The organism is Pseudomonas sp. MF6755 (genome assembly GCF_016405635.1).
Taxonomy (GTDB): Bacteria; Pseudomonadota; Gammaproteobacteria; order Pseudomonadales; family Pseudomonadaceae; genus Aquipseudomonas; species Aquipseudomonas haemolytica.
This window is the reverse complement of sequence record NZ_JAEKDA010000002.1, coordinates 225,851-251,314: the sequence shown is the minus strand read 5'-3', so window position 1 is coordinate 251,314 and position 25,464 is coordinate 225,851. Positions and strand designations below refer to the sequence as shown.

The following is a 25,464-nucleotide window of genomic DNA, read 5'->3' as shown; positions in this document are numbered from 1 at the left end:
GCGCAAGCATGTCACTTCTGAGTGGTGTGTAAGGTGTTGCCAACACCTTGCGCACAAACTCGTCATTAATGCCTATGCCGATGATGCACATCCGGAAAATGCGCATGGCTATGCCTCATCACACCATGAACATGCACATGACTATGGGGCACCTTCGGATCCCACTCAAAACCATGCTCATGCTGATGATGTTCATCATGCACATGCCGATGCCCGTGTTCCGTGGCCTCATGCAGATGCTCATGGGCGTGCCGCTCAGTCAGGTGCAGCCACACGCCCACAGCCATCAGCGCTGAGGCAATCCAGAACGCCACGGTCACGGACTCTCCGAAGCCTAGCAAGGCTACTGCGGCACCGAGGAAGGGCGCGGTCGAGAAGTAGGCCCCGGTACGCGCGCTACCCAGCCCGCGTAAGGCCAGCACAAACATGACCAGGCTGATGCCATAGCCGAGGAACCCAACCAGCAAGATAGGCGCCAGTTGCGCCACGCCGGGAATCTGCGCCCCGAGGTAAAGCGCCAGGCTGCAATTTACCAGCCCTGCAATCAAGCCCTTGGCTGCGGCGATAAACACCGCGTCAGATGCAGAGACCTTGCGCGTCAGGTTGTTATCGATTCCTCAGCACAAGCAAGCCAGCGCAACGGCAAGCGGCCCGGTCCAATCCTGGTTGCTACCGCCAGCGCCGGTCCATGACAACACTACGCCGCCGAGCACAATGGCAAGCATGCCGAGGACGATGCGGCGGTCTGCGTTTTCTCGGAATATGACCCAGGCGATCACGGCGGTCAGTACCGATTCAAGGTTGAGCATCAGGGAGGCAGTGGCGCTGGCGGTGCGGGTCAGGCCGAACATGAGGGCGACGGGACCGAGGATGCCGCCGAAGGCGATGGCGCCGAGTAGCCAGGGCCATTCCGATGGGGTCAGCCCGGTGGGTACCCAGCCGCGATCGCGGATCAGGCGTACGCTGGCAAGGCCAATGCCGCTGCCCAGGTAGAGCAGGCCGGCGAGCAGTATGGGCGAGAGGCCCAGGCCGAGGCTTTTGGCGAGCGGGGTGCTGGCGCCGAACAGGGCGGCGGCCGCGAGGGCGTAAACGATACTGAGGTTCATGGGCCAGCCTCGAGAAGGCTGGCCCATGATACGTCGCTTGCCGAGGTCAGTGCCCTGGCAATTGCTTACTTTATTGCGCGTTTTTCAGCTTGATCACATCACCGGAAATCTTGGTGGTGTAGCCGTTCAGTACCCAGGCCCAGAACCACTTTTCCTGCACTTGGGTATTGATCAGCGCGTCGCCGCCTTTGGCCTTGATGGCTGCATTCTGGGCGCGTACGAAACGGTTGTTCTGGCCGATTGGGATGATGCCCAGCAGCATGATGCCGGTGGCGCTGGCTTCGCTGTGGCCGATGACGGTGTATTGGCTGGCGTCGTATTGCGGGGTTTTCATGGCGGTGCCGGTGCAACCTGCCAGGGTGAAACCAAGAACGGCTGCTGCAACTACTTTACTGACGTACTTCACGTGTAACTCCATGGACTAGATCTCGAGATTCAATTCTCGGGGGGCGACACTCTAAGCGCTTCGCTGGCAGATTGAAATCAATCGGCCAGGGTTTCATGTTCAGGCTTGCACGTACACCCAGGCTGTCAGGCCCGACGCCAATGCCACCGAAACGCGCTTGTAGTCCGACACTTCATAGGCATCGGCTGCCGCGAGTTCCTGTTCGGTAATCTGAAAGACCATGCCTTCAACGCTGCAGCCCTTTTCCGTGGTGGGCGCGACGATGGGGTGGTGGGTCTTGCCGCTGGTGGCCAATACGGCGGGGTCGGTGATCTCTACCCAGCTTTGGGAGTAGCCCAGCATCGCGTCGTGCTGGCCGAGGAGTTCGCGGCCGAAGTTGGCGAGTTGTACGGCTTTGTCTTGCAGGGTGCCGTAGGAAAACAGCAGCACGGGAAATTCGGTGGAGTGTTCCATTGGGGATCCTTAAAGGTTCAGGCTAGTAGGTCTACGGAGAAGGCGCCGGATAACCAGCCCATACACTGTGACGTTGATCACCACCACCACCGCCCCCAGCACCAGTTGAATATTCGGAGTGAGCCCGGCGGGGTAGATCAGCGTCAGGATGTAGTGCTCGATAAAACCGCCGCCATAACCGTCCTGCCCGGCCAGGTGGCGAAACAGATTTTCCCAGCGGGTGAGCGGGCAGGGCAGGTGCAGCAACTCTACCGCAATACCCCAGGCAACGGCGGGCAAGTGCAGCCACATCGCCCGGGGCCACTTCAGGGTGAGCAGGCCGCCGAACAGCACGAACAGGATAAACGTCAGGTGAAACAGCACGAGGCCGTCGGCGGCTAAACGGTAGAGCATTATGAGTACTTCGAAAAAAGGGGGCTGACAGTCTAAAGGGTTGCTTGCCGGCAAGCGTGGCCGTTATTGTGCTGAATCCTTTTAGTCCTTGCCCTAAGGTTGTGTCGTGATGAATGCACCGCGTACCGCTGTCCCGATCAAGGCCGTGATTTTCGATATGGACGGGTTGTTGCTGGATACCGAAGGCATCTACACCGAAGTCACGCAGATCATCGCCGAGCGCTATGGCCGTACCTATGACTGGGGGATCAAGCAGCACATTATTGGGCGGGGTGCCCAGGATCTGGCCGATTACGTGGTCAAGGCGCTGGACTTGCCGATCACGCCTGCCGAGTTTCTGGAGATTCGCGAACCGCTGATGAGCGAGCGTTTTCCCAAGGCACTGGGCATGCCGGGCGCCGAGGCGTTGGTGCGGCATTTGAAGGCGCACAATATTCCGATTGCGGTGGGCACCAGTTCATCGCGTAACTCGTTCGGCCACAAGACCACCCTGCACCGCGAATGGTTTGGTCTGTTCGACACTATCGTCACTGCGGACGACCCCGAAGTCGGCGCCGCCAAGCCAGCGCCGGACATCTTCCTCACCGCCGCGCGCCGTTTGGGTGTCGCGCCCGAGGATTGCCTGGTGTTCGAAGACTCGCCGTTCGGCGTGACTGCAGCGAAGGCTGCTCACATGACCGCTATTGCCGTGCCCGATGAAGCCATGGCTGACAGCAAGTACCAGCATGCTGACCAGATCATCCGCAAGCTCGCCGACTTTGACCTGGCGGCCTACGGCTTGCCACCCATGTCCTGACCCAATAAGGTCAAAATGTGGGAGGGGCGGTGCGACGATTCGACTTGCTCCCGATAGCGGTGTATCACTCAGTTATCTATAGCTGACCCGCCGCCATCGGGAGCAAGCCCCCTCCCACATTTGGTTTGCGGTTCTCCCAAAAATCAGGCGCTGAAACCACCGTCGATGGTCAGGCTGGCACCCGTGATATACCCGGCTTCCGGCCCAGCGAGATACGCCACAAAGCTGGCAATCTCCTCCACATGCCCATACCTGCCTACCGCCATCAACCCAATCAAGCTCTCGGCAAACTCACTGTTCGCCGGGTTCATATCGGTATCCACCGGCCCAGGCTGCACGTTATTGATGGTGATACCCCGTGGCCCCAGATCCCGCGCCAAACCCTTGGTCAAACCCACCAGCGCGGCCTTGCTCATCGCGTAAGGGCCGCCACCACCAAATGGCATGCGCTCGGCATTGGTGCTGCCGATATTGATCACGCGGCCACCTTCGCCCATGTGCTTGGCGGCTTCCTGGGTGGCGATAAATACGCTGCGCACGTTGATCGCCAGGGTCTGGTCGAAGTCTTCCAGCGTGAAGTCTTCCAGCGGGGCGACGGCCAGCACGCCGGCGTTATTGACCAGGATATCCAGGCGCCCAAACGCTTCCACCGTGGCGTTGACCGCATTGCGAATCGCCGTGGCATCGGCGCTGTCGGCATGAATCGCCAGGGCTTTGCCGCCTTCGCTGATCACGCTGTTCTGCAATGCTTCGGCCTTGGCAGCCGAACTGACATAAGTAAAGGCGACGGCAGCACCTTGGGCGGCGAGGCGCTTGACGATGGCGGCGCCGATTCCGCGGGAACCGCCTTGGACCAAGGCGACTTTGCCGGTGAGGTTGGATGTAGTCATGTCGATCTCCGAGTAGTTGATGGGCCGAGTATCGACCTCACCCGTTCGAGCCGGTAGACCGTGGTTGCTATAGTCTGTGTAAACCAAAAGTTTAGAGTGGGACGGTATGGAGAGCTTTGGCAGTATCGAATGCTTTGTGCGCAGCGCCGAGGGTGGCAGTTTTGCCGAGGCTGCCCGGCACCTGAGCCTGACCCCGGCAGCCGTGGGCAAAAGCGTCGCCAAGCTGGAGGGGCGCCTGGGTGTGCGGCTTTTCCAGCGCAGCACCCGGCGCCTCACCCTGACCGAAGCCGGCAAGCTGTTTCTTGACGAGGTCAGCGGCAGCCTCACCACCATCCAGAACGCCGTGGCCAACCTGGCCAGCGCCGAAGGCCGGCCGGTGGGCACGCTCAAGGTCAGCATGGGCACAGTATTCGGCAATCGTTATGTAGTGCCGCTGCTGGGGGCGTTCATGCGGCGTTTTCCGGATATCAGCCCCGACTGGCATTTCGATAACCGCCAGGTCGACCTGATCGGCCAAGGGTTTGATGCCGCCATTGGCGGTGGTTTCGAATTGCCCCAGGGCGTGGTGGCGCGCAAGTTGACGCCTGCGCACCGGATACTGGTGGCCTCACCGGACTACTTGGCGCAGCGTGCGCCCGTGCGGGTGCCCGAAGATTTATCGCGCTGCCTTGGCATCCTGATCCGCTCACCGCAAACCGGCCGCGTGCGTTCCTGGCAACTGACCCGCGCTGACCGCGAACAGCGCCCGCTGATGCTCAAGCCAAAGATGACGATGAGCGACTCCGAAGCCGCCTGCTTCGCCAGCGCCCAAGGCTTGGGTATTGCGCTGGTAAGCATGCCCATGGCCGTGCCGTTCCTCGACAGTGGCGCGGTGGTGCGAGTGCTGCCGGATTGGTACGTCGACGACGGTAATATTTCCATTTATTACGCCGAACACAAACTGCTACCCGGCAAAACCCGGGCGTTTGTAGATTTCATCATCGAGCAGTTTGCCGAGCAGCGGTTGGCACAAAGATTCAGTGCAGTCTAACGGCTTCATTGGCCGAACTTGCCGGGCCAACCCATGACTTTCTTCGGCCTTGGCGTCGCATAAGTCCTGACTTTGGATGTCGACAATCCCAACCGCACCAACGATTCGGCGATCATCACCGCCGCCGTCACCCCGTCCACCACCGGCACCCCGGTGCGCTGGCGAATCTGCTCATCCAGCCCGGCCATGCCCCCGCAACCCAGGCAAATCACCTCAGCCTTGTCGTCGCGGATGGCCAGTTCCGCCTGGCGCACGATGGCCTCCATGGCAGCCGGCGGGTCTTCTTCCAACTCCAGCACCGCCATGCCACTGGCGCGCACCGATGCACAACGCGGGTACAGGCCAGCGAGTTTCAGCCGGTCTTCAATCAGCGGTACCGTGCGGTCCAGGGTGGTGACCACCGAGTAGGCATGCCCCAGGAACATCGCGGTGCTGGCTGCCGCTTCGGTGATATCCACCACCGGCACATTGAGCAATTCCTGCAAGCCTTCACGGCCATGTTCGCCGTAGCCGGCCTGGATCACCGCATCAAACGGCTGATCGTAGGCCATGACCCGGTCCATCACGGCGATGGCCGCCAGGTAGCTTTCAAAATTACCCTCCACCGATTCTGCGCCGAAGTAGGGGGTGAGCCCGACTATCTCGGTGCCCGGTGACGCGATGGCTCGCGCTTGCTGGGCGATGGTTTCAGTGATGGATTCGGTGGTGTTGACGTTGACCACGAGGATGCGCATGGAATGTCCTTGTTTAATGACTGACGTTATCGACGGCAATGCTTTCGCCGCTGACATCGGCGTAGTGCGGTTGGCGCTTGGCGATCAGCAGGTACAGCAGCCCCGCAATACCGGCGCCAAACAACCAGGAAAACGGCGAGACACTGGCAAATCCCGGCAACAGCGCCAGCAGAATGGCGATCACCGCCGCAGGAATAAACGCCGCCACTGCGCGCATATTCACCCCACGGCTGTAGTAATAAACGCCATGGGGGTCTTCGCTATACAGCTGCGGCACATCCACCTGGCTTTTACGGATCAGCCAGTAATCGACCATGATCACTCCATACAATGGCCCCAGCAGCGCGCCCAGGCCGGAGAGGAAATACACGATCACCAACGGGCTGTTGTAGAGGTTCCACGGCAGAATCAGCACCGCCACGAAGGCGCTGATCAACCCGGCGCGCCGGAAGTTCAGGTACTTGGGTGCCAGGTTGCTCAGCACAAAGGCCGGGGCGACGAAGTTGGCCATGATGTTCACCGCCACGGTGACGATCAGGAAGGCCAGGCAGCCGAGCACGAGGAAGAAGGTGTTGGGGATCGCCGCGATGATTTCGGTCGGGCTTTCGATCACCCGGCCATTGAGTTGGAACTGCCCGCCGCACAGCAGCACGGTGATAGCGGCAAACACCAGGATATTCACCGGCAGGCCCCAGAAGTTGCCGACCTTGATGGTCGTGCGGCACGGTGACGAGCGGGCGAAATCACAGAAGTTGAGGATCAAGGTGCCGTAGATCGCCAGCCACAGTGCGCCACCGGCAAATATATTGCGCCACATCTCGCCGCCGCTCAGCGGTTCGCGGATCGACCAGGCGATAACGCCGCCCGCCTGGTAATACATCCAGCCGGCCAACGCGGCCACAGTGAGCAAAATCACCGGCCCGGCGAAGCCTTCGTAGCGACGTACCATTTCCATGCCGTAGGCGAGGATTACTAACTGCACCAGCCAGATTGTCACAAAACACGCCCAGCCCAAGGTCGACAAACCGAGGATCGAGTTGTGGTCATAGTCGGCAAAACTCGGATGAATTGCGGTCAGCAATACGCGGAAAACGACCGATGCAAGGTAGGTCTGGATACCAAACCAGGCAATCGCAATCACCGCGCGAATCAACGCCGGAATCTGCGCGCCGTGAATACCGAAACTGATTCGGCTGATCACTGGAAACGGCACACCCGTCTTCTGCCCCATGTACCCCGACAAGTTCATGAAGAAGTACACCAGCGCCGCGCCGATCCCCAGGGACAGCAAGATCTGCCAACCGCCCAGCCCCAACGCATATAAGCCGATCGCGAATGAGTAGTTGGCGATGTTGTGAACGTCATTGGTCCACAACGCAAAGATGCTGTAGCGCCCCCAGCGCCTGCCTTCGACTTTGGTGGGGGCCAGGTCCTTGTTATGCAGGCGCGGGCTGAGTACCAGTGGGCCGGGGCCTGTGCCCGCGGGGGTCAGGGCGGAGGAGGGCAGGTCCAGTGCGATATTGCTCGAGAGACTTGTACGCATTCCGGCAGGCTCCAGCACATCTGCAGCAAAGCGGCGGATGGAAAAGTGTATGTAGGTTTTGTATTGATTGTATACAAAGCGTACTTTTCACTAAGCCACATGCGTGCCAGTTTTCGATATATAAAAAACGAGGTTAATTTCTTTTTAACACGATATTTAAATAAACTACTGAATTAAAACAAATATAAATTGACCGATTGAACAGGTATTTATTTTTTGATTGGGAATGGCGCGATTCAGATAGGAGGGAACTAGCAAAGAGGGATGTTACGTTTTGGTGCGCTGGATTATAAGTTGCACACAAAAATGGCACCGATGGTTACATAGTTGTGTACATTTTAAAGCTATGCACAAAACAAGTGTGGGAGGGGGCTTGCCCCCGATGACGGTGTATCAGTCAGCAAATCTGTGGCTGACCCACCGCTATCGGAAGCAAGCTCCCTCCCACACTTTTTAGCGCATCAACTTTCGGGCTTCATGCCTTGCTGATGATATTCCCCGCATGCAGCCCGCATTCTTTCTGCGTGGCTTCTTCCCACCACCAGCGGCCTTCACGCTCATGCTGGTTAGGCAATACCGGGCGGGTGCAGGGCTCGCAGCCAATGCTGATAAACCCGCGCTCATGCAGGCTGTTGTAGGGCAGTTCCAGCATGCGGATATAACCCCAGACCTCTTCGCTGGTCATCTGTGCCAGCGGGTTGAACTTGTACAGGGTGCGTTCCGGGGTGGAGAAGGCGGTATCGATTTCCAGCGCCGCCACCTGGCTGCGGGTGCCAGGGCTCTGGTCGCGGCGCTGGCCGGTGGCCCAGGCACTTACGCCCGCGAGTTTGCGGCGCAAGGGTTCGATCTTGCGGATGCCGCAGCATTCGCCATGGCCGTCCTTATAGAAGCTGAACAAGCCCTTTTCCTTGACGAAGGGTTCCAGCTTGCTCTGGTCGGGTGAGATCAGTTCGATGTCGATTTTGTAGAACTCACGCACCTGCTCGATAAACCGGTAGGTCTCCGGGTGCAGGCGGCCGGTGTCGAGGCTGAACACCTTGACGTTCTTGTTCAGCTTCCAGGCCATGTCCACCAGCACCACATCCTCGGCACCGCTGAAGGAAATCCACAGGTCATCACCGAACTGGCTGAACGCCAGCTTGAGAATGTCCTGGGCAGACTTGTTGGCATAAGTCGCGGCGAGTTCAGCGACGTCGAAGGCTTGGTTCATCAGGACGGTTCCTACAGGTCAATGGCGCTGAGCGCTCTATAGGGGGGCGATGGTATCAAAATCCGTCCCGCGTTGCGGCGGCGTGCTTGAGTCGCTAGAGTTCGGCAGTCCTTTTGCTCGCTCAACTAACAACATCTATATGGGAGTGTCTTGTGGAAATTGCCTGTCTTGACCTGGAAGGGGTGCTGGTTCCGGAAATCTGGATCGCCTTTGCCGAAAAAACCGGTATTGAATCCCTGCGCGCCACCACCCGCGACATTCCCGACTACGACGTGCTGATGCAGCAGCGCCTGCGCATCCTCGACGAGCACGGGCTCAAGCTGGCCGATATCCAGGAAGTGATCGCCACCCTCAAGCCGCTGGACGGTGCCATCGAGTTCGTCAACTGGCTGCGTGAGCGCTTCCAGGTGGTGATCCTGTCTGACACCTTCTACGAATTTTCCCAGCCGCTGATGCGCCAGTTGGGCTTCCCGACCTTGCTCTGCCACCGCCTGATTACCGATGAGAATGATCGGGTGGTGAGCTACCAACTGCGCCAGAAAGACCCCAAGCGCCAATCGGTATTGGCGTTCAAGAGCCTCTACTACCGTGTGATCGCGGCTGGTGATTCCTACAACGACACCACGATGCTGGGTGAAGCTGATCGTGGGATTCTGTTCCATGCGCCGCAGAATGTGATTCGTGAGTTCCCCCAGTTCCCGGCGGTGCACACGTTTGAGGAGTTGAAGCGGGAGTTCATCAAGGCGTCGAATCGGCAGTTGACTCTGTAAGTTATATAGCGAGGCGGGTGGCCCCATCGCGGGCAAGCCCGCTCCCACATTGGACTGCGTTCCTCCAGGATAAACGCAGTCCAATGTGGGAGGATGAGGCCGGCGCAGTCAGCCTCTACAGCACTGGAAGGGAGTGCTCTACAAACTTTCCAACGTTTGCAACAACACCCGCACCTTCGTCAGCGACTCCTGATACTCCGCCTGCCACTCTGAATCTGCCACAATCCCGCCGCCGCCCCAGCAACACACTTGCCCATCCTTGACCAGCAAACTGCGAATCGCGATGGAGCTATCCATCTCGCCGCGCACGTCCAGGTACACCAGCGAGCCGCAGTACAGCCCGCGGCGGGTGGGCTCCAGCTCGTCGATGATCTGCATGGCGCGAATCTTCGGCGCGCCGGTGATGGAGCCGCCGGGGAAGCTGCCGGCGATGAGGTCCAAGGCGTCTTTATCGTCGGCCAATACGCCGGTGACGCTGCTCACCAAGTGATGCACGTTGGGGTAGCTTTCCAGGCTGAACAACTCCGGCACTTTCACCGAGCCGATGCGGCAACTGCGGCCGAGGTCGTTGCGCAGCAGGTCGACGATCATCAGGTTCTCTGCGCGATCCTTGGGGCTGGCCAGTAGTTCGGCGGCGTTGGCGGCATCCTCTTGCGGCGTTAAACCGCGAGGGCGGGTGCCCTTGATCGGGCGGGTCTCGACCTGACGTTCGCTGATGCGCACAAAGCGTTCCGGCGACAGGCTCAGCACTGCGCCGTCATCAGGCAGGCTCTGGAACCCGGAAAATGGCGTCGGGCAGGCTTCGCGCAGGGCGCAATAGGCTGCCCAGGGATCACCCATGCATGGCGCGCGAAAGCGCTGGGCGAAGTTGACCTGGTAGCAGTCGCCGGCCTGGATGTAGTCCTGGATACGCACGATGGCTTGGCGGTAGGCCTCTGCGGTGAGGTCGGGCGCCATCGGGCCTTGGAGTTTGAACGTCGCAGAGGTGTCAACAGCGCCATGGCTGAACAGCGCGATCAGTCGTTGCCGTTCGCTATCCGCCAGCGTGGGATGAAACACCAGTTGGCTGCCCTGGGCCTGGTGGTCACTGATCAGCGCCCAGGCGTACAGTCCGAAGCGCGCATCCGGCAGGTGCAGGTCATCCACCGCCAGGTGCGGCATGTGCTCCAGGTGCCGACCGAAGTCGTAGCTCAGGTAGCCGATCAAGCCTCCGGCGAACGGCAACTGCAAACCAGCGGGGATTGCGGCTTCACCCAATCGCGAGAGGTTTTCGCGCAAGCGTTGCAGGAAAGCAGCGCCGCTTTCGTCAGGCGCTACCGTCAAGGTCGCTTCGGGCCAGGCGCTGAGCAGGTCGTAACGCCCACGCTCGGCCGTCGGTCGGCCGCTGTCGAGCAGCACCGCGCCGGGAGCATGGCGAATCGCCGCAAAATACTCGGCGGGGTTGGCCCGGTAGGGCAATGGGTGTACGGAGCAGGTCAACATGCGGGGTTGGATCAGCTAATGGCGCGGGGAGGGGGATTGTAGTCCCCTGTAGGATTTGCTCCTAGAGGGGATGTCGGGGATAGACGGTTCGAAGACCGGATCAGCCTTCCACGGGCGGAATATGCCCGAACATCTCCTGCACGAACTTCACCCGTTCTTCCGGGGTTTCCGTCACGCCGGCAGCCTTGAGTTCTTCCAGCCGCGCTTCCACCGCATGGGTGCGCAAGGTCAAGCCGCAGTCATTGGCAATCTGGATGTTCAGCCCCGGCCGCGCATTCAGTTCAAGGATCAGCGGGCCTTTTTCCTGGTCCAGCACCATGTCCACGCCGATATAACCCAGCCCGCACAGCTCATAGCAGCCGGCCGCGAGCTTCATGAAACCGTCCCAATTAGGCAGTTGCACACCATCCACGGCATTGGTGGTGTCAGGGTGCTTGGTGATGATGTTGTTCAGCCAGGTCCCGCGCAGGGTCAGGCCGGTGGCCAGGTCGACGCCCACGCCAATCGCGCCCTGGTGCAGGTTGGCCTTGCCGCCGGACTGGCGGGTCGGCAAGCGCAGCATGGCCATTACCGGGTAGCCCATCAGCACGATGATGCGGATATCCGGCACGCCTTCGTAGCTGATGCTCTTGAAGATCTGGTCGGGCACCACGCGGTATTCGATCAGCGCGCGGTCGCGGTGGCCGCCCAGGGAGTACAGGCCGGTGAGGATGCTGGAAATCTGGTGCTCGATCTCTTCATGGCTGATGATCTTGCCGGACACTGTGCGATAGCGCCCTTCAAACCGGTCGGCCACCACCAAAATGCCGTCACCGCCGGCACCCTGGGCTGGCTTGATCACGAAGTCGCTGCGCCCCCCGATAATCTCGTCGAGCTTGTCGATTTCCTTTTCGGTGGAGATCACCCCGTACATTTCCGGTACATGGATGCCGGCCGCCAGGGCCCGTTCCTTGGTGATGATCTTGTCATCCACGATCGGGTACAGGCTGCGCTTGTTGTACTTGAGCACGTAGTCGGCGTTACGCCGGTTGATGCCCATGATCCCACGCGCTTCGAGGGCCTTCCAGGTCTTCCAGAAGCCGAACATCAGGAGTCAGCCTTCAAGAACGCCTTGAAGCGCACCAGCTCGGTGAGGCGGTAGCCGCGATAACGACCCATGGCCAGCATGAAGCCCACCAGGATCAACAGGATCGCCGGGAACGTGAACACGAAGTAGATCAGCTCCGGCACGCTCATGATGAGGTGCGCCAGGGACGCGGCGAACAGCGTGCCAATCGCCACTTTCAGCGCATGGTTGGCGCCACGCTCCTCCCAGGTGATCGACAGGCGTTCGATGGTCATGGTCAGGATCACCATCGGGAACAGCGCCACCGACAAGCCCCGCTCCAGCCCCAGCTTGTGGCTGAACAGGCTGATGGCGGCAATCAGCACTACCACGAAGGTCAACACCACCGACAGCCTCGGCAGCATCTGCAGTTTCAAGTGCTCCAGGTACGACCTGAGGGACAACCCGAGCGCTGTGATAATCGTAAACAGCACAATCCCGAAGCCCAGTTGCGTCTCGCGGAACGCCAGGGCGATCAGCACCGGGGTAAAGGTACCCAGGGTCTGCAGGCCGATCAGGTTGCGCAGGATCAGGATCACCAGCACGCCAATCGGGATCATCACCATGATCATGAAGGTCTGCTGGGTTTGCAGCGGCAGGCCGTACAGCGAGTATTCGAGGAAGTTGGCGTCGGTGTTTTCGTCGGTCAGCTTGGCCAGGCGGATGGCGTTCATCTCGCTGTTGTTCAGGCTGAAGGTCACCATGGCTTTCTTGCCGCCATCGACTGTGATCAGGTTTTCATCGCCGGTCCACCACAGCAGGCGGTCGGCCGGCAGGCCCTGTTCGCCGGTTTCCGGGTTGAAGTACAGCCAGTCATTGCCATTGAAGCTGCGCAGCCACAGTTCCGGGGTTTGCGGCTGGTCGGCCACCAGGCGGATGGTGTGGACTTTCTCTACCGGCACATGGGCGATGGACAGCAGCAGTTCGACGATCTTGGCCTTGTGCGGCGTCGACGGGTCGCCGGCCAGCAACAGTTTCACGTTGTCGTCGTTGAGGTTGTTGGTGCGCTTGATGGCTTCGCTGATAAAGGTCTCGACGTCGGCCGAGTGTTGGCGGATCGGCGCCAGCAAGGCTTCGGCGGCGATCTTCTCCGGGCCTTCCACGGCGATGCTGTCGCGGAAGGTCGGGCCCTTGATCTTGACCTTCTCGCCGCTGTAGCGCTTGGTCAATACCAGGCGGTAATACAGGGTCTGGTTGCCCTTGGCCCGGCGCGCCGACCAGGTGACTTTGCGGTTGCCGTCGATGCGGTTGACGCTCACCCCGTAGTTGTTCGAGATAAAGCTTTCATTAAGGCTGACGAAGTCGCGGCTCAGGGGCGGCACGAACATCTGGATCTTGACCGGGTCTTTCGGGTTGGCGACGAACTCGACCTTGGCGTCGATGTTCCACAAGTCGTCGGTGGCATCCTCGGTAACGGGGATCCCCAACACGAAAATCTGATAGGCGGTGACTGAAATGCCCAGCACCACCAGCAAGGTGATCAGGATTTTCAGGTGCAGGGTCAGAGAGCGCATTCGGTTTACTCGGCGGTATGAGCGTCGGCGGCGCAGGCAGGTTTGCCTGCTGCATATTTAAGACTGGGGTCGACCAGCGCATCAAAGCGTTTCAGCGCTTCGGAGCCGATCAGCAGCGGGTATTGGAAGGCGCTGCGGTCAGTCAAGTTCACTTCGATGCTGCGTAAAGCAGTGCCCATGCAGATATCCAGGGCAATCACCGGACGGGCGGTGTAGTTCTTGTCCTCATCGGGATCGTAGTCACCGGCGCGGCGCTTGATCTTGCTGACGCGGGCCAGGGGGCGTTCGATGGGGTGGGAGTGGGCGGTGTCGATGGCCAGGTAGAAGCGCACCCAGGATTCGCCGTTGCGCTTGAAGCGCTTGATATCGCGGGCACTCAGCGAAGCGGTCTTGGCGCCGGTGTCGAGTTTGGCCGCGACTTCCAGGTCGATACCCGCAAGCTTGGCGTATTCATTGAGGCCATACACCGTTTTCTCGGCGGCGATGCCAAGGCTCGGTATCAACAGTAGGCAGAAAAGCAGGGGGAAGGGCTTGAGTCTCATAAATCCTGAGGCGGTGCCGTGCGATGTTCAATTCAAGGCGACTGGCATTGCTGCGCAAACTCCCTCGTGCGCCGTTTCATCCAGAGATGTCAGGCAAATACGCCGGGCATTCTAACATGATGCTTTTTTGGCGCCAGCGCTGGCAGGCGGCCATGCCTGGTGGTCATTAACAAAGCGTATTAGACGATTGTCGACAATGTTCATTTATTCTTTGACTAATGCGGGGTGATTGGCTAGTTTTTGCGACATTGCTTTTAAAGGTGTCGACAATATGCTCGGTCAGTCGGAAGTTCCGATAGCAGCGTCAGACGAATCCCAAACGATGTCCGAGAACGTCTTCCGGCGTATCCAGGCCGCCATCGTCAAAGGCGAGATCGCCCCCGGCAGCAAGATCTCCGAGCCGGAGCTGGCGCGTACCTACGGCATCAGCCGTGGCCCGCTGCGCGAAGCGATCCACCGCCTGGAAGGCCAGCGCCTGCTGGTGCGCGTGCCCCACGTCGGCGCGCGGGTGGTGTCCTTGAGCCACGCAGAGCTGATTGAGCTCTATGAAATCCGCGAGTCCCTGGAAGGCATGGCCTGCCGCCTGGCAGCCGAACGCATGACCGATGCGGAAATCGAAGAGCTGCGCCAGGTATTGCACACCCATGAACGGGATGCGGCGTTCCAGGCCGGTGTCGGCTATTACCAGCAGGAAGGCGACTTCGACTTTCATTACCGGATTATCCAGGGCGCCGGTAACCGCACCCTGACCCAGATGCTTTGCGGCGAGCTGTACCAATTGGTGCGTATGTATCGCATCCAGTTTTCCGCCACCCCCAATCGTCCACGCCAGGCCTTTGCCGAGCATCACCGCATTCTTGATGCGATTGCCGATCGCGACGGTGAACTGGCCGAACTGTTGATGCGCCGGCATATCGGTGCATCCAAACGCAACATCGCCCGTCACTTCCCGGACGGTGCTCCTTCATCACGAGGTGAGTCATGAGTTCCAACAACAGCACTCCCGGCCAGCGTTTCCGTGACGCAGTCGCCAGCGAACAGCCCTTGCAAGTGGTGGGCGCGATCAACGCCAACCATGCCCTGCTGGCCAAGCGCGCCGGTTTCAAGGCGATTTATCTGTCAGGTGGCGGCGTAGCGGCGGGTTCCCTCGGCGTGCCGGATTTGGGTATCACCGGCCTGGATGACGTACTCACCGACGTGCGCCGTATCACCGACGTGTGCGACCTGCCGTTGCTGGTGGACGTGGACACCGGTTTCGGCTCCTCGGCGTTCAACGTGGCGCGCACCGTCAAGTCGATGATCAAGTTCGGCGCCGCCGCTATCCATATCGAAGACCAGGTCGGCGCCAAGCGCTGCGGGCATCGCCCCAACAAAGAAATCGTGTCCCAGCAGGAAATGGTCGACCGCATCAAGGCCGCCGTGGATGCGCGCACCGATGACAGCTTCGTGATCATGGCGCGTACCGACGCCCTGGCTGTCGAGGGCCTGGAGTCCGCCCTTGAGCGTGCCGCCGCGTGTATCGAAGCCGGTGCCGACATGGTGTTCCCGGAAGCCATCACCGAGCTTGAGATGTACAAGCTGTTCGCCTCCCGGGTAAAGGCGCCGATCCTGGCTAACATTACCGAGTTTGGCGCGACCCCGCTGTATACCACCGAACAGTTGAAATCTGCCGATGTTTCCATCGTGCTGTACCCGCTCTCGGCCTTCCGCGCCATGAACAAGGCCGCCGAGAACGTCTACACCGCAATCCGTCGCGACGGCACCCAACAGAACGTGATCGACACCATGCAAACCCGCATGGAGCTTTACGATCGCATCGACTACCACACCTTCGAGCAGAAGCTCGACGCGCTGTTTGCCGCGAAAAAATAGACCCTGTGGGAGCGGGCTTGCTCGCGAATGCGGTGGTTCAGTCAGATAGTCAGCGACTGACACGACGCCTTCGCGAGCAAGCCCGCTCCCACAGGCGCCTCCCTAATAAATTCAAGATTGGAGAACGAACATGGCTGAAGCAAAAGTATTGAGTGGCGCCGGCCTGCGTGGCCAGGTAGCCGGGCAGACGGCGCTGTCCACCGTGGGCCAGGCCGGGGCTGGCCTGACCTATCGCGGCTACGACGTGCGCGAACTTGCCGCCGATGCGCAGTTTGAAGAGGTCGCCTACCTGCTGCTCTACGGCGAGCTGCCGACCAAGGCCGAACTGGCTGCCTACAGTGCCAAGCTGAGCAAACTGCGTGATTTGCCCCAGGCACTGAAAGAAGTACTTGAGCGTATCCCCGCCGACGCCCACCCGATGGACGTGATGCGTACTGGTTGCTCGTTCCTGGGCAATATCGAGCCGGAAAAAGACTTCAGCGTGCAGCGCGATGTCACCGACCGCCTGCTCGCCGCGTTCCCGGCGATCATGTGCTACTGGTACCGCTTCAGCCACGACGGCAAGCGCATCGATTGCGTGACCGACGAGCCTTCCATTGGCGGCCACTTCCTGCACCTGCTGCATGGCAAGAAGCCCAGTGACTTGCACGTCAAGGTCATGAACGTGTCGTTGATCCTCTACGCCGAGCACGAATTCAACGCCTCGACCTTCACCGCGCGGGTGTGTGCCTCGACCTTGTCCGACCTGTATTCCTGCGTCACCGCCGCCATCGGCTCCCTGCGCGGCCCGCTGCACGGTGGTGCCAACGAAGCAGCGATGGAAATGATTGAGCGTTTCTCCTCGGCTGAAGAAGCGGTTGAAGGCACCCTCGGCATGTTGGCGCGCAAAGACAAGATCATGGGCTTTGGCCACGCGATCTATAAAGACAGCGACCCGCGTAATGAAGTGATCAAGGGCTGGTCGAAAAAACTCGCTGACGAAGTGGGCGACACGGTGTTGTTCCCGGTGTCCGAAGCCATCGACAAGACGATGTGGGAACAGAAGAAACTGTTCCCCAACGCCGACTTCTACCATGCCTCGGCGTACCACTTCATGGGCATCCCGACCAAGTTGTTCACACCGATCTTCGTGTGCTCACGCCTGACTGGCTGGGCCGCGCATGTATTCGAGCAGCGCGCCAACAACCGCATCATCCGTCCAAGCGCCGAATACATCGGCGTTGAGCAGCGCAAGTTCGTGCCAATCGAACGTCGCTGAGTGGGAAGGCCGGCGATTTTGAAGGTGTAACCGAATCAAATGAGGGAGCGGGCTTGCTCGCGAAAGCAGTGTGTCATTCAACACATCTGGCGGCTGTTCCACCGCGTTCGCGAGCAAGCCCGCTCCCACATTTTGATCGCATTCCACCTTGGATCAGCACTGGTTCTTCCTTTTGTAACTACCGTGACCGAGTCCTGACGATGAACACTGAATTTCGCAAACCGCTCCCCGGCAGCCGCCTGGATTTCTTCGACGCCCGTGCGGCAGTCGAAGCAATCACCCCCGGCGCCTACGCCACCTTGCCCTACACTTCACGCGTGCTCGCCGAGAACCTGGTGCGCCGTTGCGACCCGGCCACGCTCAACGCGTCCCTGAGCCAATTGATCGAACGCAAGCGCGACCTCGATTTTCCCTGGTTCCCGGCCCGCGTGGTGTGCCATGACATCCTCGGCCAGACCGCCCTGGTTGATCTTGCCGGCCTGCGCGATGCCATCGCCCTGCAAGGCGGCGACCCGGCCCAGGTCAATCCGGTGGTGCCGACCCAACTGATCGTCGACCACTCGCTGGCCGTCGAAGCCGGTGGTTTCGACCCGCAGGCGTTCGAGAAAAACCGCGCTATCGAAGACCGTCGCAACGAAGACCGTTTCCACTTTATCGAGTGGACCAAAAAGGCCTTCAAGAACGTCGATGTGATCCCACCGGGCAACGGCATCATGCACCAGATCAACCTGGAGAAAATGTCCCCGGTGATTCAGGTGCGCGACGGTGTGGCGTTCCCGGATACCTGCGTCGGTACCGACAGTCACACCCCGCATGTGGATGCCCTGGGCGTGATCGCCATCGGCGTCGGCGGCCTGGAAGCCGAAAGCGTGATGCTCGGCCGTGCCTCGTGGATGCGCCTGCCGGAAAGCGTCGGTGTGGAACTGACCGGCAACCTGCAACCGGGCATCACCGCCACCGATATGGTGCTGGCGCTCACCGAGTTCCTGCGCCAGCAGAAAGTGGTCGGCGCCTGGCTGGAGTTCTTTGGCGAAGGCGCTTCGGCACTGACCCTGGGCGACCGTGCGACCATCTCCAACATGGCCCCTGAATACGGTGCCACGGCGGCGATGTTCTATATCGACCAGCAGACCATCGCCTACCTGAAACTGACCGGCCGTGAAGACGAGCAAGTCGCCCTGGTGGAGCAGTACGCCCGCCACACCGGCCTGTGGGCCGATGACCTCAAGGGCGCGCAATACGAGCGCGGCCTGACCTTTGACCTGTCCAGCGTCGTGCGCAACATGGCCGGCCCGAGCAATCCGCACGCCCGTGTGGCGACTCGCGATCTGGCCTCAAAAGGCATCTCTGGTCAGTGGGACGAAGTGCCCGGGCAAATGCCCGACGGCGCGGTGATCATCGCCGCCATCACCAGTTGCACCAACACCAGCAACCCGCGCAACGTGATTGCCGCCGGCCTGTTGGCGCGCAACGCCAACAAGCTCGGGCTGACCCGCAAACCGTGGGTCAAGTCGTCCCTGGCGCCGGGCTCGAAAACCGTGGCCATGTACCTGGAGGAAGCCGGCCTGGGCCATGAGCTGGAAAAACTCGGTTTCGGCGTGGTGGCGTTTGCCTGCACCACCTGCAACGGCATGTCCGGCGCGCTCGACCCGGTGATCCAGCAGGAAATCATCGACCGCGACCTGTACGCCACCGCCGTTTTGTCGGGCAACCGCAACTTCGACGGGCGGATTCACCCGTACGCCAAGCAAGCGTTCCTGGCGTCGCCGCCGTTGGTGGTGGCCTATGCGATTGCCGGCACCATCCGTTTCGATATCGAGAAGGACGTGCTCGGCCTGGACGCCGACGGCAAGGAAATCCGCCTGCAAGATATCTGGCCGAGCGACGAAGAGATCGACGCGGTGGTCAAGGCATCGGTCAAGCCCGAGCAGTTCCGCGCGGTGTACATTCCGATGTTCGCTATCCACGAAGATACCGGCCCCAAAGTCACCCCGCTGTACGACTGGCGCCCGCAGAGCACCTATATCCGCCGCCCACCGTATTGGGAAGGCGCGCTGGCCGGCGCCCGGCCGCTCAAGGGCATGCGCCCGCTGGCGGTGCTGCCAGACAACATCACCACCGACCACCTGTCGCCGTCCAACGCGATCATGCTCGACAGCGCCGCCGGTGAATACCTTGCGAAAATGGGCTTGCCGGAAGTCGACTTCAACTCCTACGCGACTCATAGGGGTGATCATTTGACTGCGCAGCGCGCTACCTTCGCCAACCCGAAACTGTTCAACGAAATGGTGCAGGAAAACGGCAAGGTCAAGCAGGGTTCCCTGGCGCGTATCGAGCCGGAAGGTAAGGTCACGCGGATGTGGGAAGCCATCGAGACCTACATGGAACGCAAGCAGCCGCTGATCATCATCGCAGGCGCCGACTACGGCCAGGGCTCGTCCCGCGACTGGGCCGCCAAGGGCGTACGCCTGGCCGGTGTGGAAGCGATTGCCGCCGAAGGCTTTGAGCGCATCCACCGCACCAACCTGGTGGGCATGGGCGTGTTGCCCCTGGAGTTCCTGCCGGGCACCGACCGCCACACCCTGCAGATCGACGGCAGTGAAACCTATGATGTGGTGGGTGAACGCACACCGCGGGCGCAACTGACCCTGGTGATCAACCGCAAGAATGGCGAACGTGTCGACGTGCCGGTGACTTGCCGCCTGGATACCGCCGAAGAAGTGTCGATCTATGAGGCGGGCGGCGTGTTGCAACGTTTCGCCCAGGACTTCCTGGAATCGGCGGCAACTGCCTGAAGAGGATCACCATGGCACACGTAGCGCAAATCAAGATCCCCGCCACCTACATGCGTGGCGGCACCAGCAAGGGCGTGTTTTTCAGCCTCAAGGACCTGCCCGCAGCGGCGCAGGCCCCGGGGGCTGCCCGCGATGCCTTGTTGTTGCGGGTGATCGGCAGCCCCGACCCCTACGACAAGCAGATCGACGGCATGGGCGGGGCCACCTCGAGCACCAGCAAAACCGTGATCCTTGCCAAAAGCATTCGCGCCGATCACGACGTGGACTACCTGTTCGGCCAGATCTCCATCGACAAGCCGTTTGTGGATTGGAGCGGCAACTGCGGCAACCTGTCGGCGGCGGTGGGCGCTTTCGCCATCAGCGCGGGGTTGGTCGATCCGGCTCGCGTGCCCCACAACGGCGTGGCCGTGGTGCGGGTGTGGCAGGCCAATATCGGCAAGACCATCATCGCCCACGTGCCGATCACCGACGGTGCGGTGCAGGAAACCGGCGACTTTGAACTGGACGGCGTCACCTTCCCGGCCGCCGAGGTGCAGTTGGAATTCATGGACCCGGCAGCGGAAGAAGAGGGCGGCGGTGGCTCGATGTTCCCCACCGGCAATCTGGTCGACGACCTCGAAGTGCCCGGCGTCGGCACCTTCAAGGCCACGTTGATCAATGCTGGTATTCCAACGATTTTCATCAATGCCGAAGACCTCGGCTATACCGGCACTGAGCTGCAAGGCGCGATCAACAGCGACCCCAAGGCCTTGGCGATGTTCGAGACGGTACGGGCGTATGGCGCGTTGCGCATGGGCCTGATCAAGCATCTGGACGAAGCCGCGCAACGCCAGCACACGCCCAAGCTGGCATTCGTGGCCAAGCCTGCGGATTACGTGGCGTCGAGCGGCAAGGCGATCAAGGCTGGCGACGTGGACCTGCTGGTGCGCGCCCTTTCGATGGGCAAGCTGCACCACGCGATGATGGGCACGGCGGCGGTGGCGATTGGCACGGCGGCGGCGATTTCCGGCACGTTGGTCAACCTGGCGGCGGGCGGTATCGAGCGTAATGCCGTGCGCTTCGGGCATCCCTCCGGCACCTTGCGCGTCGGTGCCGAGGCCAGCCAGGTAGACGGCGAATGGGTGGTGAAGAAAGCCATCATGAGCCGCAGTGCGCGGGTGCTGATGGAAGGTTTCGTACGCGTCCCCGGTGACGCTTTTTAGCTTTATGTGGGAGGGAGCAAGCCCCCTCCCACAGGGGATCTCTATTCCAAAAGGCAGGCATCCAAGATCTGCTTCCAGTAACCGTTAGCCCGAGGATTGACCCCACCCATTTTTGGAGAACTGCCATGAGCGCCAATGTCGACCAGAACAACCGCCCCGACTACGATCAGGTTTTGCAGGACATCGCCGACTATGTCCTCAACTACCGCATCGACTCCCGGGATGCACTGGACACCGCCCGCAATTGCCTGATGGATACCCTCGGATGTGGCCTGCTGGCCCTGCGTTTCCCCGAGTGCACCAAGCACCTGGGGCCGATGGTGGAGGGCACGGTGGTGCCGTTCGGTGCACGAGTGCCGGGCACTTCGTTTCGCTTGGACCCGGTCAAGGCCGCCTGGGACATCGGTTGCATCGTGCGCTGGCTCGACTACAACGACACTTGGCTTGCTGCTGAATGGGGCCACCCTTCGGACAACCTCGGCGGTATCCTCGCCGTGGCCGATCACCTTTCACAGAAACGCGTGGCCAATGGCGACGCGCCGTTGACCCTGCGTGCGGTGGTGGAAGCGATGATCATGGCCCACGAAATCCAGGGCGTGATTGCCCTGGAAAACTCCTTCAACCGCGTCGGCCTCGACCATGTGCTGCTGGTGAAAGTCGCCTCCACGGCCGTCACCGCCAAGCTGATGGGCGCCAACCGTGAACAGTTGCTATCGGCACTGTCCCACGCCTTTGTCGACGGGCAGGCGTTGCGCACCTATCGCCATGCGCCGAATGCCGGCTCGCGCAAATCCTGGGCCGCGGGAGACGCATCGAGCCGCGGCGTGCGCCTGGCGGATATCGCCCTGCGTGGCGAAATGGGCATCCCCGGTGTGCTGAGTGCGCCGCAGTGGGGCTTCTACGACGTGCTGTTCAGCCACACCAACAAGGACCTGGCGCTCAAGCCTGAAGACAAGCGCGCTTTCAGCCTGTCCCAACCCTACGGCACCTACGTGATGGAGAACGTGCTGTTCAAGATCAGCTTCCCTGCCGAATTCCACGCGCAAACCGCCTGTGAAGCGGCAGTGACTTTGCACCCACAGGTCAAGCATCGCCTGCACGAGATCGAGCGTATCGTGATCACCACCCACGAGTCGGCGATTCGCATCATTTCCAAGGTCGGCCAACTGGCCAACGCCGCCGACCGCGACCACTGCCTGCAATACATGACCGCAGTGCCCCTGGCGTTCGGCAACCTGGTGGCCGAGCAGTACGAAGATGACTTCCACGCAGCCCACCCGATCATCGATGAGTTGCGCAACAAGATGGTCATCGTCGAAGACCCGCGCTACAGCCGCGAATACCTGGAGGCCGACAAACGCTCCATTGCCAATGCGGTGCAGGTGTTCTTTACGGACGGCACCTGCACCGAGCAGGTGGCAGTGGAATACCCGATTGGCCATCGCCGCCGTCGAGCGGACGGTATCCCGTTGCTGGAGGACAAGTTCAAGGCCAACCTGACCACGCGGTTCACTGCGCAGCGCAGTGCTGAGATTTTTGCGTTGTGCAAGGATCAGGCGCGGCTGGAGGCGATGCCTGTAAACCGTTTCATGGATCTGTTCGTGATCTAGTGGGCAACGCAATACCAAAATGTGGGAGGGGGCTTGCCCTCCACTTGGGCAACTATCGGGTCAGATTCAAGCTTGTTCAAACCGCAGGATCACCCTGCGGTTGTGCTTGCTCTTCTTCTCGATCTTCTCGCAGAACACCCGGCCGATTTCCTCAGTGTTGAGCACATGGGTACCGCCACATGGCTGGATATCGATGCCGGGGATTTCAATCACCCTCACCGAGCCCGAGATCACCGGTGGCGCGACTGCCTGGGTGCGAGTGATCTGCAGCAGGGTCGCGTACTCGGTGGCGGGCATCGACAGGGTCTTCACCGTGTGGGCCTGCTCGATCAGGGCGTTGAGCTCGCGGGTGAGGCTGTCTTTGTCCAGGGTCATTTCCGGCAGGTCGAAATCCAGGCGGCCTTTGTCCGCGCTGATGCTGCAACCGGTCACGGGCGCGTCGATGAGCGAGCACAACAAGTGCAGGCAAGTGTGCATCTTCATGTGCTGGTAGCGCCGCTCCCAATCCAGCCCCGCGTCGACCTGGACGCCGGCGGTCAATGGGGCGGGGCAATGCTCTACCTGGTGCCAGATGATCGAGCGCAACACCGGGTCGCGCACGGTTCCCGTCACCTCGACCCGCGTGCCATCGGCCAGGGTGAGATGGCCGGTATCGCCCGGTTGCCCGCCACCGGTGGGGTAGAACAGCGTGTGCTCCAGGGCGATGCCGTGTTCGCTGACGGCAATCACCCGGGCGCTGAATGCGTTCTGGTAGGGCGCGCTGTCGAACAGCGCCAGGGTTTCCATGGTATGCACGGACATGTTCAGCCTCCGACGATCAATGGGCTGGCTTGCAATAGGTGGCGCACCATCGCGCTCAAGCCAGGGGGGGAGAGCAGGGTGATTTCAAATTCGGGCCCGCAGACTTTCAGGTTCAGCGGCAGGCGCGGCAGCTGTTCGCCGGTGCCGAGGCGGCGCAGGCGAAATTGCAGGTGGTGGCGCTCTTTTACCGTGGGCTCGAGCATCAACCCTTGCAGCGGATGAAAGTCGGCATCCAGCACGGTGACCTTGTGGCCGGCACTGACCTCGCCGACGACGTGCAAGCGCTCATCCAGGGCAAAGGCGCCGAGATAATTGCTGTGGTCCGATTCATCGTTTTTTTGCAGTTGGATCTGGTTGACCACCTTGACCTTGGTGCCTGCCGGTACGTCCTGGGTGATCACGCAGGAAGGGCTGATAAACACGTTATCGCCAATCGACACATAACCCAGTACACGGGCGCCGGCGCCCACTTCGACGTTGTTGCCCAGGCGCGGGTGGCGCTTGCCATCCGGGTTGTTGGCGATGCCGCGGGCGCCCAGGGTCACGCCGCACAGGATGTAGCAATCGTTGCCGATCACGCAGGTCTCGCCGATGACGGTGCCGTAGCCATGGTCCAGCACAAAGCGTCGGCCGATGCGCGCTGCCGGGTGAATCTCGGCGCCAGAGAGGATCTTGCCCTGATTGCTGAGCATGAGGGCCATGCGCGAAAACTCACCCTGGGCAGGGTCCGGGAAATTCCATACCAGGTGCGCAAGGCGATAGAACAGCACCGCCTTGAACGAAGCATAGGATTCCAGGATCAACTCACCGCGCCCGCGTGACGCCGGGTCGCGATAGGCGTAGGCGATCAAGTCCTCGGCCACCGCCTGGGCCGCGTTCTGGATCAGCGGCGCAAGGTGCGGTTCCAGCTGCTTCATCTGCCCGGGCGTCAGGGTCGTGATGAGATGGGTGAGCAACTCATCGTGCAACTGTTGCATGTCGATAAAGCCCCCCATGGAGGCACCCCCGCATTCTGGATGGTTGGAAAGCCCGTTACTCGAAACTGGGCAGGTAGCTGTCGGCATTGTCGTAGACCATGGTCAACACCACCGTTTCAGGCGGCAGTTCGGGGGCGAGCTGGGCGATGGCAACCATGTTGGCGGCCGAGGACAACCCCAGGCTGATGGCGTCGGTGCGCATGATGCGTTTGATCATGTCCAGGCATGCCGCGTGCGACACCTTGAGCATGCCGTCGATCACATCCAGGTTGAGGATGCTCGGGATCAGGCCAATCGACAGGCCCTGGATCGCGTGCGCGGCGTGCTGGTCTTTGAGCAGGTCACATTCTTGCGGCTCCACGCCCATCACGCGGATCGCCGGCCAGGCCGCCTTGAGGGTTTCGCCGATGCCGGTGATATGGCCACCGGTGCCGATACCGCTGACGAAGTAATCCACGCGCTGTTCACCGAAGGCACGGATGATTTCCGGTGCGGTGGTGTCGCGGTGGGTCTGCGGGTTGGCGCCGTTGCGCTGCTGGTTGAGCATCACGTAGTTGGGGTTTTCCAACTGCAGTTCCATGCACTTTTCGCCGTGGGAGTTGTTGCCCAGGCGGCTGTCTGACAGCACCACCCTGGCGCCGTACAGGCGTAGCAGTTTCTGCTTTTCGGGGCTGTAATTGTCCGGGATCACCAGTACCACTTTGTAGCCGAGCACGTTGCCGGCCATTACCAGGCCAATGCCGGTGTTGCCACCACTGGGTTCGATGATGGTTTGCCCGGAATCACGGATCAGCACCCCACGGCGCTCGGCATCGAGGATCATGCCCAGGGCGATACGCGCTTTGTGGCTGCCGCCGGGGTTAAGGGATTCCAGCTTGGCGTAGACCTCGATGCCGAGGTCTTCGGAAAACTGCGCCAGACGCACGATCGGCGTTTGGCCGATGACGTCGAGAATCGAGTTATGCAACATCAGCA

At 60.8% G+C, this 25,464-nt stretch carries 23 protein-coding genes and 1 pseudogene; 9 read left to right on the top strand and 15 right to left on the bottom strand.

The window, feature by feature from the left end:
- Positions 1-65: 65 nt before the first annotated feature.
- The 4 genes and pseudogenes from JFT66_RS03515 to JFT66_RS03500 form a co-directional block, all read right to left on the bottom strand.
- Positions 66-1,106: pseudogene (locus JFT66_RS03515) on the bottom strand (EamA family transporter).
- A 70-nt stretch (positions 1,107-1,176) separates the two neighbouring features.
- Complete coding sequence (locus JFT66_RS03510; RefSeq protein ID WP_034120710.1) at positions 1,177-1,512, bottom strand: hypothetical protein; 336 nt, start codon at positions 1,510-1,512, stop codon at positions 1,177-1,179.
- Between the two features lie 99 nt (positions 1,513-1,611).
- Positions 1,612-1,965: a gamma-glutamylcyclotransferase family protein gene (locus tag JFT66_RS03505; RefSeq protein WP_034120709.1), complete on the bottom strand. Its 354-nt coding sequence runs from the start codon at positions 1,963-1,965 to the stop codon at positions 1,612-1,614.
- Between the two features lie 9 nt (positions 1,966-1,974).
- On the bottom strand, positions 1,975-2,358 hold the full coding sequence (locus JFT66_RS03500) for a DUF2784 domain-containing protein (RefSeq protein WP_034120708.1): 384 nt from the start codon (positions 2,356-2,358) through the stop codon (positions 1,975-1,977).
- Positions 2,359-2,467: 109 nt separating this feature from the next.
- On the opposite strand from JFT66_RS03500, the gene JFT66_RS03495 reads away from it, so the two are divergent.
- The gene (locus JFT66_RS03495) at positions 2,468-3,154 is read left to right on the top strand and encodes an HAD-IA family hydrolase (protein WP_153872694.1); all 687 of its coding nucleotides are present in this window, start codon (positions 2,468-2,470) and stop codon (positions 3,152-3,154) included.
- Between the two features lie 143 nt (positions 3,155-3,297).
- Here JFT66_RS03495 and JFT66_RS03490 read toward each other — a convergent pair whose 3' ends face one another.
- Positions 3,298-4,044, bottom strand: coding sequence for a 3-oxoacyl-ACP reductase family protein (locus JFT66_RS03490; RefSeq protein ID WP_034120705.1), 747 nt, complete (start codon positions 4,042-4,044; stop codon positions 3,298-3,300).
- A gap of 106 nt (positions 4,045-4,150) precedes the next feature.
- Here JFT66_RS03490 and JFT66_RS03485 point away from each other — a divergent pair, with 106 nt between their 5' ends.
- Positions 4,151-5,074 carry a LysR family transcriptional regulator gene (locus JFT66_RS03485; RefSeq protein WP_034120703.1) on the top strand — a complete coding sequence of 308 codons (924 nt, stop codon included), beginning with the start codon at positions 4,151-4,153 and terminating at the stop codon, positions 5,072-5,074.
- Between the two features lie 5 nt (positions 5,075-5,079).
- On the opposite strand, the gene JFT66_RS03480 is transcribed toward JFT66_RS03485, so the two are convergent.
- From JFT66_RS03480 to JFT66_RS03470, 3 genes are all read right to left on the bottom strand, one after another.
- Positions 5,080-5,808 carry an aspartate/glutamate racemase family protein gene (locus tag JFT66_RS03480; protein WP_198858753.1) on the bottom strand — a complete coding sequence of 243 codons (729 nt, stop codon included), beginning with the start codon at positions 5,806-5,808 and terminating at the stop codon, positions 5,080-5,082.
- Between the two features lie 13 nt (positions 5,809-5,821).
- Positions 5,822-7,351: an NCS1 family nucleobase:cation symporter-1 gene (locus JFT66_RS03475; RefSeq protein WP_153838188.1), complete on the bottom strand. Its 1,530-nt coding sequence runs from the start codon at positions 7,349-7,351 to the stop codon at positions 5,822-5,824.
- A gap of 475 nt (positions 7,352-7,826) precedes the next feature.
- Positions 7,827-8,561: a phosphoadenylyl-sulfate reductase gene (locus tag JFT66_RS03470; protein ID WP_005790417.1), complete on the bottom strand. Its 735-nt coding sequence runs from the start codon at positions 8,559-8,561 to the stop codon at positions 7,827-7,829.
- A gap of 152 nt (positions 8,562-8,713) precedes the next feature.
- Between JFT66_RS03470 and thrH the strand changes: the two genes are divergently transcribed.
- On the top strand, positions 8,714-9,331 hold the full coding sequence (thrH, locus tag JFT66_RS03465) for a bifunctional phosphoserine phosphatase/homoserine phosphotransferase ThrH (protein WP_034120700.1): 618 nt from the start codon (positions 8,714-8,716) through the stop codon (positions 9,329-9,331).
- Positions 9,332-9,469: 138 nt separating this feature from the next.
- Here thrH and pabB read toward each other — a convergent pair whose 3' ends face one another.
- The 4 genes from pabB to rloA form a co-directional block, all read right to left on the bottom strand.
- Complete coding sequence (gene pabB, locus JFT66_RS03460) at positions 9,470-10,813, bottom strand: aminodeoxychorismate synthase component I (protein ID WP_198858752.1); 1,344 nt, start codon at positions 10,811-10,813, stop codon at positions 9,470-9,472.
- 100 nt (positions 10,814-10,913) lie between these two features.
- Positions 10,914-11,900, bottom strand: a complete 987-nt coding sequence (locus tag JFT66_RS03455) for an alpha-L-glutamate ligase-like protein (RefSeq protein ID WP_003193326.1) — start codon at positions 11,898-11,900, stop codon at positions 10,914-10,916.
- On the bottom strand, positions 11,900-13,432 hold the full coding sequence (gene rloB / locus JFT66_RS03450; protein WP_034120698.1) for an osmotic stress tolerance membrane protein RloB: 1,533 nt from the start codon (positions 13,430-13,432) through the stop codon (positions 11,900-11,902). The genes JFT66_RS03455 and rloB overlap by 1 nt, the downstream gene beginning before the upstream one ends.
- 5 nt (positions 13,433-13,437) lie before the next feature.
- Positions 13,438-13,974: a retropepsin-like aspartic peptidase RloA gene (rloA, locus tag JFT66_RS03445; protein ID WP_034120697.1), complete on the bottom strand. Its 537-nt coding sequence runs from the start codon at positions 13,972-13,974 to the stop codon at positions 13,438-13,440.
- 271 nt (positions 13,975-14,245) lie between these two features.
- Here rloA and JFT66_RS03440 point away from each other — a divergent pair, with 271 nt between their 5' ends.
- The 6 genes from JFT66_RS03440 to prpD all read left to right on the top strand — a co-directional run bounded on the left by JFT66_RS03440 (position 14,246) and on the right by prpD (position 22,711).
- Entirely contained in the window at positions 14,246-14,959 is a 714-nt protein-coding gene (locus tag JFT66_RS03440; protein ID WP_034120696.1) for a GntR family transcriptional regulator, read from the top strand.
- The gene (gene prpB / locus JFT66_RS03435) at positions 14,956-15,846 is read left to right on the top strand and encodes a methylisocitrate lyase (RefSeq protein ID WP_034120695.1); all 891 of its coding nucleotides are present in this window, start codon (positions 14,956-14,958) and stop codon (positions 15,844-15,846) included. The genes JFT66_RS03440 and prpB overlap by 4 nt, the downstream gene beginning before the upstream one ends.
- Positions 15,847-15,976: 130 nt before the next feature.
- Complete coding sequence (gene prpC, locus JFT66_RS03430; RefSeq protein ID WP_153838185.1) at positions 15,977-17,104, top strand: bifunctional 2-methylcitrate synthase/citrate synthase; 1,128 nt, start codon at positions 15,977-15,979, stop codon at positions 17,102-17,104.
- 200 nt (positions 17,105-17,304) lie between these two features.
- Positions 17,305-19,899 carry a Fe/S-dependent 2-methylisocitrate dehydratase AcnD gene (gene acnD / locus JFT66_RS03425; RefSeq protein ID WP_198858751.1) on the top strand — a complete coding sequence of 865 codons (2,595 nt, stop codon included), beginning with the start codon at positions 17,305-17,307 and terminating at the stop codon, positions 19,897-19,899.
- A gap of 11 nt (positions 19,900-19,910) precedes the next feature.
- Positions 19,911-21,101: a 2-methylaconitate cis-trans isomerase PrpF gene (gene prpF / locus JFT66_RS03420; RefSeq protein ID WP_198858750.1), complete on the top strand. Its 1,191-nt coding sequence runs from the start codon at positions 19,911-19,913 to the stop codon at positions 21,099-21,101.
- 125 nt (positions 21,102-21,226) lie between these two features.
- The gene (prpD, locus tag JFT66_RS03415) at positions 21,227-22,711 is read left to right on the top strand and encodes a 2-methylcitrate dehydratase (RefSeq protein WP_198858749.1); all 1,485 of its coding nucleotides are present in this window, start codon (positions 21,227-21,229) and stop codon (positions 22,709-22,711) included.
- 66 nt (positions 22,712-22,777) lie between these two features.
- Here prpD and JFT66_RS03410 read toward each other — a convergent pair whose 3' ends face one another.
- Genes JFT66_RS03410 through JFT66_RS03400 form a run of 3 tightly spaced genes read right to left on the bottom strand, consistent with a single transcriptional unit; the run spans position 22,778 to position 25,459 of the window.
- Positions 22,778-23,512 (bottom strand): alanyl-tRNA editing protein, encoded by a 735-nt coding sequence (locus JFT66_RS03410; RefSeq protein ID WP_034120690.1) that lies wholly within the window; start codon positions 23,510-23,512, stop codon positions 22,778-22,780.
- A 2-nt stretch (positions 23,513-23,514) separates the two neighbouring features.
- A complete protein-coding gene (locus JFT66_RS03405; RefSeq protein WP_198858748.1) occupies positions 23,515-24,507 on the bottom strand; it encodes a serine O-acetyltransferase in 993 nt (330 codons plus the stop codon).
- Between the two features lie 37 nt (positions 24,508-24,544).
- Positions 24,545-25,459 (bottom strand): PLP-dependent cysteine synthase family protein, encoded by a 915-nt coding sequence (locus tag JFT66_RS03400; protein WP_034120835.1) that lies wholly within the window; start codon positions 25,457-25,459, stop codon positions 24,545-24,547.
- Positions 25,460-25,464: the final 5 nt, after the last annotated feature.

What these genes read in the sequence shown, in the direction of transcription:
- JFT66_RS03400 (WP_034120835.1), bottom strand. Translation starts at nt 25,459, where the DNA reads ATGTTGCATAACTCGATTCTCGACGTCATCGGCCAAACGCCGATCGTG.
- JFT66_RS03455 (WP_003193326.1), bottom strand. Translation starts at nt 11,900, where the DNA reads ATGTTCGGCTTCTGGAAGACCTGGAAGGCCCTCGAAGCGCGTGGGATC.
- JFT66_RS03405 (WP_198858748.1), bottom strand. Translation starts at nt 24,507, where the DNA reads ATGGGGGGCTTTATCGACATGCAACAGTTGCACGATGAGTTGCTCACC.
- JFT66_RS03495 (WP_153872694.1), top strand. Translation starts at nt 2,468, where the DNA reads ATGAATGCACCGCGTACCGCTGTCCCGATCAAGGCCGTGATTTTCGAT.
- rloA (WP_034120697.1), bottom strand. Translation starts at nt 13,974, where the DNA reads ATGAGACTCAAGCCCTTCCCCCTGCTTTTCTGCCTACTGTTGATACCG.
- prpF (WP_198858750.1), top strand. Translation starts at nt 19,911, where the DNA reads ATGGCACACGTAGCGCAAATCAAGATCCCCGCCACCTACATGCGTGGC.
- JFT66_RS03475 (WP_153838188.1), bottom strand. Translation starts at nt 7,351, where the DNA reads ATGCGTACAAGTCTCTCGAGCAATATCGCACTGGACCTGCCCTCCTCC.
- JFT66_RS03440 (WP_034120696.1), top strand. Translation starts at nt 14,246, where the DNA reads ATGCTCGGTCAGTCGGAAGTTCCGATAGCAGCGTCAGACGAATCCCAA.
- JFT66_RS03505 (WP_034120709.1), bottom strand. Translation starts at nt 1,965, where the DNA reads ATGGAACACTCCACCGAATTTCCCGTGCTGCTGTTTTCCTACGGCACC.
- acnD (WP_198858751.1), top strand. Translation starts at nt 17,305, where the DNA reads ATGAACACTGAATTTCGCAAACCGCTCCCCGGCAGCCGCCTGGATTTC.
- JFT66_RS03480 (WP_198858753.1), bottom strand. Translation starts at nt 5,808, where the DNA reads ATGCGCATCCTCGTGGTCAACGTCAACACCACCGAATCCATCACTGAA.
- pabB (WP_198858752.1), bottom strand. Translation starts at nt 10,813, where the DNA reads ATGTTGACCTGCTCCGTACACCCATTGCCCTACCGGGCCAACCCCGCC.
- JFT66_RS03470 (WP_005790417.1), bottom strand. Translation starts at nt 8,561, where the DNA reads ATGAACCAAGCCTTCGACGTCGCTGAACTCGCCGCGACTTATGCCAAC.
- prpC (WP_153838185.1), top strand. Translation starts at nt 15,977, where the DNA reads ATGGCTGAAGCAAAAGTATTGAGTGGCGCCGGCCTGCGTGGCCAGGTA.
- JFT66_RS03500 (WP_034120708.1), bottom strand. Translation starts at nt 2,358, where the DNA reads ATGCTCTACCGTTTAGCCGCCGACGGCCTCGTGCTGTTTCACCTGACG.
- JFT66_RS03410 (WP_034120690.1), bottom strand. Translation starts at nt 23,512, where the DNA reads ATGTCCGTGCATACCATGGAAACCCTGGCGCTGTTCGACAGCGCGCCC.
- prpD (WP_198858749.1), top strand. Translation starts at nt 21,227, where the DNA reads ATGAGCGCCAATGTCGACCAGAACAACCGCCCCGACTACGATCAGGTT.
- JFT66_RS03490 (WP_034120705.1), bottom strand. Translation starts at nt 4,044, where the DNA reads ATGACTACATCCAACCTCACCGGCAAAGTCGCCTTGGTCCAAGGCGGT.
- JFT66_RS03485 (WP_034120703.1), top strand. Translation starts at nt 4,151, where the DNA reads ATGGAGAGCTTTGGCAGTATCGAATGCTTTGTGCGCAGCGCCGAGGGT.
- rloB (WP_034120698.1), bottom strand. Translation starts at nt 13,432, where the DNA reads ATGCGCTCTCTGACCCTGCACCTGAAAATCCTGATCACCTTGCTGGTG.
- prpB (WP_034120695.1), top strand. Translation starts at nt 14,956, where the DNA reads ATGAGTTCCAACAACAGCACTCCCGGCCAGCGTTTCCGTGACGCAGTC.